This window comes from Phycisphaerae bacterium (assembly GCA_035384605.1).
In the GTDB taxonomy this organism is placed as follows: Bacteria; Planctomycetota; Phycisphaerae; order UBA1845; family PWPN01; genus JAUCQB01.
Map to the genome: position 1 here is coordinate 1 of DAOOIV010000101.1, position 10,121 is coordinate 10,121.

General features: G+C 61.9%; 7 protein-coding genes and 1 tRNA gene. 4 read left to right on the top strand and 4 right to left on the bottom strand.

Annotation, left to right across the window (positions count from 1 at the left end; all coding sequences use genetic code 11):
* Positions 1 to 30: 30 nt before the first annotated feature.
* Together PLL20_17455 and PLL20_17460 are read right to left on the bottom strand one after the other, a co-directional pair.
* Complete coding sequence (locus PLL20_17455) at positions 31 to 1,002, bottom strand: SUMF1/EgtB/PvdO family nonheme iron enzyme (GenBank protein ID HPD31782.1); 972 nt, start codon at positions 1,000 to 1,002, stop codon at positions 31 to 33.
* 560 nt (positions 1,003 to 1,562) lie between these two features.
* Positions 1,563 to 1,644, bottom strand: a tRNA-Leu gene (locus PLL20_17460).
* Positions 1,645 to 2,383: 739 nt separating this feature from the next.
* Here PLL20_17460 and PLL20_17465 point away from each other — a divergent pair.
* Positions 2,384 to 3,628 carry a DUF362 domain-containing protein gene (locus PLL20_17465; GenBank protein ID HPD31783.1) on the top strand — a complete coding sequence of 415 codons (1,245 nt, stop codon included), beginning with the start codon at positions 2,384 to 2,386 and terminating at the stop codon, positions 3,626 to 3,628.
* A gap of 221 nt (positions 3,629 to 3,849) precedes the next feature.
* Positions 3,850 to 5,664 (top strand): S8 family serine peptidase, encoded by a 1,815-nt coding sequence (locus tag PLL20_17470; protein HPD31784.1) that lies wholly within the window; start codon positions 3,850 to 3,852, stop codon positions 5,662 to 5,664.
* Positions 5,665 to 5,913: 249 nt separating this feature from the next.
* On the opposite strand, the gene PLL20_17475 is transcribed toward PLL20_17470, so the two are convergent.
* Together PLL20_17475 and PLL20_17480 are read right to left on the bottom strand one after the other, a co-directional pair.
* Positions 5,914 to 7,035: a DegT/DnrJ/EryC1/StrS family aminotransferase gene (locus PLL20_17475; protein HPD31785.1), complete on the bottom strand. Its 1,122-nt coding sequence runs from the start codon at positions 7,033 to 7,035 to the stop codon at positions 5,914 to 5,916.
* Between the two features lie 460 nt (positions 7,036 to 7,495).
* The gene (locus tag PLL20_17480; protein ID HPD31786.1) at positions 7,496 to 7,696 is read right to left on the bottom strand and encodes a hypothetical protein; all 201 of its coding nucleotides are present in this window, start codon (positions 7,694 to 7,696) and stop codon (positions 7,496 to 7,498) included.
* Positions 7,697 to 7,973: 277 nt separating this feature from the next.
* Here PLL20_17480 and PLL20_17485 point away from each other — a divergent pair, with 277 nt between their 5' ends.
* Positions 7,974 to 8,624 (top strand): YqaA family protein, encoded by a 651-nt coding sequence (locus PLL20_17485; protein HPD31787.1) that lies wholly within the window; start codon positions 7,974 to 7,976, stop codon positions 8,622 to 8,624.
* 227 nt (positions 8,625 to 8,851) lie between these two features.
* Positions 8,852 to 9,751 (top strand): carbon-nitrogen hydrolase family protein, encoded by a 900-nt coding sequence (locus PLL20_17490; GenBank protein ID HPD31788.1) that lies wholly within the window; start codon positions 8,852 to 8,854, stop codon positions 9,749 to 9,751.
* Positions 9,752 to 10,121 lie beyond the last annotated feature (370 nt).

Consider the following 10,121-nt stretch of genomic DNA (forward strand, 5'->3'; position numbering starts at 1 on the left):
GATTGGGCTTCAACCGCATGCAATGCGCGGTCATAAGTCGGAAAGGTCCGCTAGGGCCATCATCATCATGATGGCAGGCTCGGGAACCTCGACGACGCGGAACCCATCGAGGCACTCCTCGGACAAGGGGTCGCCGGAGTAGCGAGCCGACGCGAGCAGGTCGGGGTCGAAACTGTAGAACGACCCGCCCCGCAAGCCGCGAGAAGCCCCAATAACAGCTTCGTTCCACTCCCACACGTTGCCGCCCTGATCGAACGTACCGTACGGACTGTCGCTGTTCTCGTGAGCGCCCACCTCCGCACGGTAGTACGGCTTGCCGATCGTCCAGCCGTTGTTGTAGTACGTCGCGTTGTTCCCGGGATCAGGATCGCTCAGTTGGTTGCTCGGCGCGCTGTCACTGCTGGTCGGGTAGTCGAAGTAGTTCCCCGTCGCGCCGTCGTTCTTGTGATACGCCGCCTTGTACCACTCGTCTTCCGTCGGGATCGCCCACTTCCAGTCCGGCTTGCGCGTCACGGCCAGCAAGGCATCGCTGCTTGTCGCGCCGTTCAGGTAGTAAGCCCCGTCCTCCGTGGTGCTCAGGCCCTGCGGCCCCGTCGGCTGGCCGTTGTGAAGCCAGTTCGCGAACCGCGCCGCGTCGCCCCAACTCACATAGTTCACCGGCCGATTGGCCCAGTCCTGAGCAACGCTATAGGTGTAGCTGCCCGAAGAGCCGCTCCGCTCTATCTTGCACCCGTAACTGCTCGACCACATGTTCGGGTTGTACAGCCCGTACGTGTCAGTCTTTGCCACCGCGTTAAGGAACTCCGTGTACTGACCCGCCGTCACCTCGTATTTACCGATGTTGTACGTGTAACCGACCGAACCGTAGCCGCCGTAGCGACGATCCGGGGCGTTCCCAACATTGCCCACCGGCACGGTCTCGATGCTTACCGCCGCTGCCGTGCCCGCCAGAAAGCCGGCCGACACAAGAACCGATACGCGCGAGATCAAAGTGTTCATCATTCTCTCTCCCTTCAAAATCCCTGTACTTCGCGGAGCTTCTCTCTCCCGCGATGATGCTGTGAAACCCTAGACTGGCGCTTCCTCCAGGTCGCGTGCCGGTATTCTACAGCCCTTCCCCGGTGCGTCAAGACAATTTACAGGTTTTAGTGAACTTGGCGATCATCACGATCGCGCCGATGGCGAATCGGCCTCGGTGTGGTCCGGCGGAACGGGTGAATCGCTGCGACTCCCGCTCGTGACAGAGGCGGTTCCCCCACTAAATCCAGCAACAGCCTAGTTTTACAGCCGGCTTCGCCCCTCGCGATGCCGGCGGTTTGGCCTTTCTTCATGCTCATCGCGGGAAGCAAAGCCCTGTGCGTGCAAGCCGATCTGAGCAGGGCAGGGTCCGCGCCCGCGGACCGTTCGGGCGGGGGAGGCGAGCATGATGCGGTTGCCCATCGCAGGGTCCGCGCCCGCGGACCGTTCGGCTGGAATCTCTCGAATCGAACGAATCCTTCGCCGTACCGCCCGCGCCTGCCGACCACTCGATCTCGCAAACCGTTCGAGCCCGCGTAAACAACTGCGCGAGGGGGGGATCGAACCCCCACGGGTTTCCCCACAGGATCCTAAATCCTGCGCGTCTGCCAATTCCGCCACTCGCGCATGCCCAACCCCGCTGCGCCAATACCCTGCGGGATTTCACTGAGACCCGACGCCGCCAGGCCTCTGCGGCTTCCCGGATGAGCTATCTTACAGTTCGAACGCGCGGGTCTCCACCACCCCTTGATTCCGCCGATCCGCTGGGCCGATCAAGATATCCGTTTGAACAACGCCCCTCGCGGCGGGTTGTCTGACCCGAACATTCAGCCTGCTACTGCATCGGAAACTTGCCCGGATCGCCTTCGCCGTAGCAAGACCCAGGTGGTCTGGTTCGATGCCGTAGTCACAAGAGTGTTCCGGGAACGCGTCGGTGTTCAAAAGGAAAATGCTGAGCGTTGGGCTGGGCAATCAGTCTCTCAGTGCCTGCTCGCCAAACCGCCAAGTCCTCTTCCAACAGCTCAGCACCGAGGATGGCAGCAACCCAGGCACGGATGCTCACAGGAAGACTTGCTTGCGAACCGTCGCGATCACCCGTCATGTTTACACCCGTACGGCGCGACCTTCCCCAACCGCATATCAGCCTTGTGTATATCAGTGATCTTGTCTGATATGTTCTGATTTACCAGGCTTGCCCTCACCATCTTGCCACGACCAACAGCAACCCCCCAGGCAACAGTGAAAACGACCTCTCCTGATCCGCTCGTGCGACGCCCGTCAGCGAGGATAGAATCCCCGTCGACGCGCGCGGTCCAACCGAAAGCTCAGACCGCAACATGCGTTTTGCCCAGGAGGCTGGCTGACAATGGATTTCATCCCCATCACCCGGGTCCGGCGGACCTTTCCGGCTGATCGGCTCACGGATATCGAAGCTTCCGTATCCGAAGAACTCATTCACTGCGGCGTCAATCTTCAACCGGGCTCGCGGATTGCGATTGCGGTGGGCAGCCGAGGCATTGCTGAACTGGACCGATTCGTACGGGCGGTCGTCCAGTGGGTTCGCCGATGCGGGGCCGAGCCCTTCATCGTGCCGGCCATGGGAAGCCACGGCGGCGCCACCGCCGAGGGGCAACGCGCGGTATTGGCAGCTTACGGTGTAACCGAGGAGAACGTCGGGTGTCCGGTGCGATCATCCATGGAGGTCGTCGAACTGCCCCAGGGCGATCTGCCCACGAAGGTCTTTCTTGATCGCCAGGCCGCCTCCGCCGACAACACGATCCTCATCAATCGCATCAAGATGCACACTTCTTTTCGGGGTCGATACGAGAGCGGCCTCATGAAGATGATAGCCGTCGGGCTGGGCAAACATGCTCAAGCCCAGGCTCTTCATCGCCTCGGCGTCGACGGCCTCCGCGAGATGATGCCGCGCGTCGCGGGCCGGATTCTCACCCATGGCAATATCCTCCTGGGCCTCGCGATCGTCGAGAATGCCTATGACGAACCGATGCTCGTTCGCGCCATTCGCGCACCCGACATTCCCGCCGAAGAGCCGGCCCTGCTCGACATCGCCCGCGCTAACATGCCCGCTTTGCCCGTTGATCGCCTCGACGTGCTGATCGTTGACCAGATCGGCAAGGACATCAGCGGCCTCGGCATGGATCCCAATGTCATCGGGCGGCTGAAGATCCGCGGTCAGCCAGAGCCCAAGTCCCCTGACATCCGCGTCATCACCATTCACGATCTCTCCTCGGCCTCACACGGTAATGCCATTGGCATGGGCCTGGCTGACATTATTACCCGCCGACTGTTCGACAAGATCGATTTCACTTCAACCTACGCCAATGTCCTGACCACCACCTTCCTGGAGCGAGCTAAGGTCCCCATCATCGCCGACACGGACCGTGAAGCGGTCCGAATGGCCCTGCAGGCTTGCCCGGTGTCCCGCCCCGACGAGGTTCGCTTGATCCGCATTCGTAACACCTTGCGGCTCGATGACTTACAGGTATCACTCCCTGTGCTGAACGAGATCCGGACGCTTCCCGGTATCCAAGTATCAGGTTCTGTCGAGTCCTTGTTCGACTCCGCCGAAGCGCTCCGGCCGTGGACGTGACATCCAACGGCTTTCTGGAATATGGACCACAGCGGTTGACCGAGTCATCCGATGTGTACCAGGCAAGCCCTCATCTCGGATGGCCAGGGACGGCGTCCGGGCAGCAGGATCGATGGCGGCATGGGCTGTCAGGCAACGGAAACGCAAGCAGGCTCATTCGTCGCGCTCTCCTGCGCCAGGAACCGCACTCCTGCCGACCTGTGGGCTGTTCCAGAAAAACCATGATTCTACAACCCCCTGACGATGAGGCCTTACGCAGGAATGGCACGCGACGATCAAGCCGCGCGACATTGGCCTTCATTGCCTTGGTCGTGGACGCGGCCTTTGTCATGGCACCAGGCTGTCAATTCCCCTCAGCCAATTCCGATATCGTTCCCGATCAACTCATCGTATCCCTCAGACCGGGTGCCACACAGGGCGATCTCGTGAATCTCCTGAACGGCCATGACGCCGCCGTCAACGGCCAGCTACAGGGCCTGTCCGCCTACCTCGTCGGCGTTGACCCCCGCAATCGCGAACAATTGGCCCGATCGCTTCGTGGCTCTCCCCTGGTCGAGGAGGTCTTGAACAACCGGCTTATCCAGGTCGAGATCACGCCCAACGATCCCGACTACACCATCCAGTGGTTCCTTCAGACGGTGCACGTTCCTCAGGCTTGGACACTGACCGCCGGAAGTGGCAACATTACGGTCGCCGTTCTGGACACCGGTGTCGATGCCTCACATCCTGACCTCGCAGACAAGCTCAGAACCGGCGCCAACACCTTCGACACAGGCTTGAGCTACGCGGACACTTCCGGCCACGGCACGGCCGTCGCCGGGATTATTGGGGCTCAAAGCAACAACGCCGACGGCGCGGCTTCCGTTGCCCCGGGTTGTCCCATCCTGCCGATTCGTGTCACGGGCCCCGACAACAAGGCTGATAGCTGGTCCATCGCCGCCGGCATCGCCTTGGCTGTCAATCGCGGCGCCAAAGTGATCAACATCTCATTCGCCCCCCTGCACGAAAACGACATCGTGCTTCGACAGGCCCGCATGGCTTGGGTCTCGGGCTGCCTGACCGTGATCGCCGCGGGTAACGGCGGTGGCCGGGTAGAGGCGGTCGGATCGGACGAGGTGCTCTTTGTCGGCGCGATCGATCAGTTCGACAAGCTGGCCTCCTTCTCCACCTCCGGCGATTTCGTCGATCTGGTCGCCCCCGGTGTGAGCATCTACACCACAACTCTGGGCAACGCCTACGCGGCTTGGACCGGAACGTCCTTTGCCGCCCCCATCGCCTCGGGCATTGCCGCCCTCATCTGGTCGGTGAATCCCAATCTTCGGCCGGCGACGGTACGCGACATCCTCCTGGCAACCGCTCGTGACCTTGGCCCCACCGGCTGGGATGAGACCTTCGCCTTCGGATGCGTCGATGCGGCAACCGCCGTGGAACTGGCCGTCCGGATCGTCGAACAGCAGGATACGACCCCGCCCACCATTGCTATCGTCTCGCCCGCCGGTGGCACGGCCGTCTCGTCGCCAACCGTTCTTCAGGTCGAGGCCGGTGATGCCTTGGGAATCGCCGAAATCGTGCTTTACGTCGATCAAACCCGGAAGGCTTCCGATTCCGTCTGGCCTTACGGCTTCGTGCTCGATCCCGGAAAGTATGCGACCGGAGTGCATGAGCTGCGGGTGAAAGCGGTCGACCTTGCCGGCAACGTGAGCGAAGCGGCCATCAACGTCACCATCACGTCCGCTCCCGATGGTATTCCTCCGATCGTCGACATTACCTCCCCCCGTTCACAAACCACCGTCCGAGGCATGGTAAGCATCGTCGCAAGAGCAACCGACGACCGGGCCTTGTCGCGGATTGAAATCCTCATCGACGGTAACAGTGTCCTCTCGCTGGAACCGTCGGACTCGGGCGCGACCGTGGCTCACAATTGGAACACCGCCGACCCACGTGTGGCGCTCGGATCGCACACCATCACCGTCCGTGCCACTGACGCCTCAGGAAATGCCGCCACATCATCCGTGAACGTCACTGTGGCTCGTTGAAGAGAGGCTTGCCGGTTGCCGGGCACAGGGCTTCCATCCGCTCGGGCAGGTTCTTCGACCGACCTGCGTTTGACTTGGCGTCAGATCCGACGTGCCTGCCCTCTCAACGGGCTTGCAGGCCGGAGGATTCTGTGCACCGGGGGTTTGAACATTTCATGTTTTCGGCGGTAGGGGCCGCCCCGGCGGACCATTCGCCCGCCTTCGTCGTTCTTCATTTGCCGGCGGTGCCGTGTGCGGTGCCGGGGTGGACTATGCCGTGACCGTCGGCGCCGTCGCCGTGACCGCACTCAGCTCGCGCACCACGATGTCCATATCTGCTTCGGTCAGGCATGGACACATCGGCAGCGACAGCAATTGGTCGCAGTACCGATCGGTGTAAACCAGCGGCCGCGGGACGATGCACCGCGTGCTCAGGCCGACTTGTCGGTGAATGGGCACGGGATAGTGAATCCCCGCCCCGATGCCTTTTGAATTCAGATGCTTCAGAACCTGGTCCCGCTGATTGCATCGCACGACGAAGAGATGATAGATGTGGTCGACGTGAGGACGTTCGACGGGCGGCGAAATGTTGGCCCCGGCCAGCTTCTCGCGGTAACGGGCGGCCAGTTGCCGCCGCGTCGCATTCCATTCGTCCAGGTAGCGCAGTTTCACCCGTAGAATCGCCGCCTGCATGCTGTCCAGCCGGCAGTTGTAACCCGGCATGGTGTGGTAATACTTCACCGTCGAACCATAATTGCGAGCCGCCATGAGCCACGCGGCCAGATCCTCATCGTTGGTCACGACGGCACCGCCGTCGCCCATCGCTCCCAGATTCTTGCCCGGATAGAAACTGAAACACCCGGCCCGCCCCATGCTCCCCGCCCGACGCCCCTTGTACCGTGCGCCGTGTGCCTGCGCCGCGTCCTCAATGACCAACAGACCGTGCTCGTCGGCGATGGCCTGAATCATGTCCATCTCGGCCGGCTGACCGTATAGATGCACCGGCACGATCGCCTTGGTTCGCGGGGTGATCGCCGCCGCGATCCGCCGCGGATCGAGGTTGTATGTCTCCGGATCATGGTCCACCAGGACCGGCGTGGCGCCGGCATGGTAGATCGACAGCGCGGTTGCGATGAACGTGTTCGAGGTGGTGATCACCTCGTCGCCCGGACCGATCCCCAAACCCCTCATCGCCAACGTCAGGGCGTCCAGCCCGCTGCCCACACCCACACAGTACTTCGTCTCGCAGTAGGCGGCGAACTCTTCCTCGAACGCCGCCAGGTCCGAGCCCGTGATGAAATCACCTTGGGCCAGCACTCGGTTGATGGCCGTTCGAATCTCGGTGTACAACTTGTCGTGCAACCGCTTGAGGTTGACCAGTGGTATGGACATGGCCGTTACTCGCCTTGCGACGTTGGACCCCAGCTCTCAGACCGGGCCGCAAAGCCGGATCGAGAGGTTTTGGCCACCTCTTGGTGGACCCCGCGATGAGTACCATGCAACCCCATCCGTCTCCTGCTCCAACGTTCGTTATCGGTCACGACCAGGGGGCGATTAAGTTGCCCGGCATTTAATTCGCACGGATTTTTATCCGGTGCCCCGCGATCGATAAGCGGCAGAAATGGCCCAGGGCCCGTGCGTGGCATCCCGCCCGAAGCCGCCGATGCCTTCCCCGCCGGCGCTCTCCAGCCCAGCACACGGCGGCAGCCAAGCCACCCGTGCCGATCGGGTTCTCGCCAAGCCGATACCGTCGGCCAATACCTGGACCTTGATCGTCCTTCCGGCCTTTTGGCCCGCCACCCTCATGTACCGCCCGGCCGGTCTCCGCTGGCCACCTCTCCCTCCGGAGCACTCAGCGTGTTATGAACGCGGAGAAACCGCCACCGACGCCGAAAAAAGAGGGCTTGTTCGCCTGCTCGTTCGTATCAGTTGAATTGATGACCCGCTCGTGAAATGGGAAGAGAACAACCGGCATGACAATGCCAATGATCCAAACCCGGCTGATTGCCAACTTCTTGTTTTTCAAAGGCATGGAGAGGAACAACGTGCTCACGGTCCTGCATCTGGCAGTCGGCCGCCGCTGGCTCACCGATCGATTTGCCAAACAAACCCAACTTACACTCCTGCTTCAATTCGCCCCCCTCGTGCGGGCACCCCCGCGACAACCGGTCCCCCGCAGGCGCCTCCCGCAACTGAGGCCCGAACGGCCCAAATCAGCGGACAACACACCGCGCCTGGCGTTAAGCCGTCACCCGGAGGTCGGAGAGCATGTTTGTCAAACCAGATATTGGCCGGTTAGAGTGCCTGCCAACACAGAGGACGCACGACTCATGACCAATAACGGCCAGTCTACCGCGGTCTCTCCGCCCACGGCTAAGCCGGCCATACCTCGTTGGCATCTTCACCGCCGAATGTACGATTGGGTGCTCCATTGGGCCGACACGCCGTACGGCGCAATTGCTCTGTTTTTGCTGGCTTTTGCTGAGTCAAGCTTCTTCCCGGTACCGCCCGACGTGCTGCTCATCGCCCTCGTGCTCGGATCACGCGCCCGGTGGTTCCGCTTCGCGATGACCTGCACGCTCGCAAGCGCAATCGGAGGCATCGCCGGCTACGGGATCGGACTTGCCTTCATGGACACGATCGGGACGCGGATCATCGCCTTCTATCATGCCGAGTCGTATTATCAGCAGGTGACGCAGTGGTATCAGCAGTACGACTACTGGATCGTATTCATCGCCTCTCTGACGCCGATTCCCTATAAGGTGTTTACGATTGCTTCCGGCGCGTTCCATATGAATCTGCTGGGGTTCGTGATCGTCTCGATTGTGGGCCGCGGCGCGCGGTTCTTCGCCGTCTCGGCGCTCCTGTATTTCTTCGGTCCGCCGATGAAGCGATTCATCGATCGCTACTTCAATCTGCTCTGCGTTGTGTTCGTGATCCTGCTGGTTGGCGGTTTCGCCGCCATCAAGTATGTTCGGTGATCGCATAACGGCAGGCGTCGAGGCGATGACCGAGCCTGATTCTGCGGGGGCAAAGGCTATCTGTGGCTTGCGGCCTGATCCTGGTCAGATCGATGACGAGAGGACCATGTATGAACAAGAATCACTGCCGGCGTGCCGCATGTTTGCGGCATGTCTCACAAACGGCGTTGGTGTTTGTCGCTCTTGCGTGCGGCTGCGGCGGCGATACGCGGCGTGGAGGACCTACAGTGAGTTTGAATCATGATGACACGCGGCCGGTGTCTGAGAAGGCGTCAGAGGACGGGAAGAAGGTCGGCGGACGCCAGGTGCGCGTCGCCGCCATCCAGATGCTGCCGGCGACCGGCGATCCCAAGGCCAACGTCGAACGAGCCGACCGGCTGGTTCGCGAGGCGGTGCAAAAGCACCGTGCTCAGCTTGTCATCCTGCCGGAGACCACGCTCACCGGCTACACGTCGCCGTCCGACAAGGGTTTGACCCTCGCTCAGTCGCGCGAACTGGCCGAGCCGGTCCCCGGCCCTTCGGTGAATCACTTTGCCCGACTGGCGGCCGAGCTCAAGGTTTACATCGTCTGGGGCCTGCACGAGCGATCCGGCGACAAGTACTACAACGCCGCCGTTCTGCTTTCACCGAAAGGCGAGATCCTCGGCACTTATCGCAAGGTGCACATCAACAAGTACGAGAGCCACATGGGCTGGACCAACGGCGATCGCTTCCAGGTGTGGCCCTGCGAGATTGATGGTGTTTCGTTCAACCTGGGCATCATGATCTGCTTCGACCGCGAGGTGCCTGAGGCCGCGCGCTGCCTGACCGTGTTGGGGGCGGACATCATCGCGATCCCGCAGGCAACCGGCTGCACCTGCGAGATACCGATTCACCGCGACCAACTTCGCGTGCGGGCCTACGAAAACGAGGTGTATATCGCGATGGCCAACTGGGCCGGCCCCGTGTTCAAGGGGCACAGCATGATCATCGCCCCGAGCGGCGAGGTGATCCGGCTCGGCACGCGCGACGAGGAGATTCTTGACGCGACGTTCGATCTGGATGCTCTCAAGAAGCACCGCGAGAACGGCATCTACGGCCGCCACCACCGCCGGCCGGCGGTATACGGCCCGCTACTGGAGCAGTAGACGGAGGCCCCAGATGGGAATCCGGGGCCAGCGGGCGGAAAATCTGGGGCCAGCGGCTAAGAATCCGCTCGGCCCGGAATCCTTTCCGGGCCGTTTCTCTTCCCGAATCCCTTCGGCATTCGGCGATTATGAGGATGGGAATCCTCGCCACGGAGGCCCCAGATGGGAATCCGGGGCCAGCGGGCGGAAAATCTGGGGCCAGCGGCTCCGCTCGGCCCGGAATCCTTTCCGGGCCGTTTCACTTCGCGAATCCCTTCGGCATTCGGCGATTATGAGGATGGAAATCCTCGCCACCGAGGCCCCAGATGGGAATCTGGGGCCAGCGGGCGGAAAATCTGGGGCCAGCGGCTCCGCTCGGCCCGGAATCCTT

Bases quoted from the DNA above. Each gene is read 5' to 3' on its own strand.
- PLL20_17455 (HPD31782.1), bottom strand. From the start codon at position 1,002: ATGATGAACACTTTGATCTCGCGCGTATCGGTTCTTGTGTCGGCCGGC.
- PLL20_17465 (HPD31783.1), top strand. From the start codon at position 2,384: ATGGATTTCATCCCCATCACCCGGGTCCGGCGGACCTTTCCGGCTGAT.
- PLL20_17470 (HPD31784.1), top strand. From the start codon at position 3,850: ATGATTCTACAACCCCCTGACGATGAGGCCTTACGCAGGAATGGCACG.
- PLL20_17475 (HPD31785.1), bottom strand. From the start codon at position 7,035: ATGTCCATACCACTGGTCAACCTCAAGCGGTTGCACGACAAGTTGTAC.
- PLL20_17485 (HPD31787.1), top strand. From the start codon at position 7,974: ATGACCAATAACGGCCAGTCTACCGCGGTCTCTCCGCCCACGGCTAAG.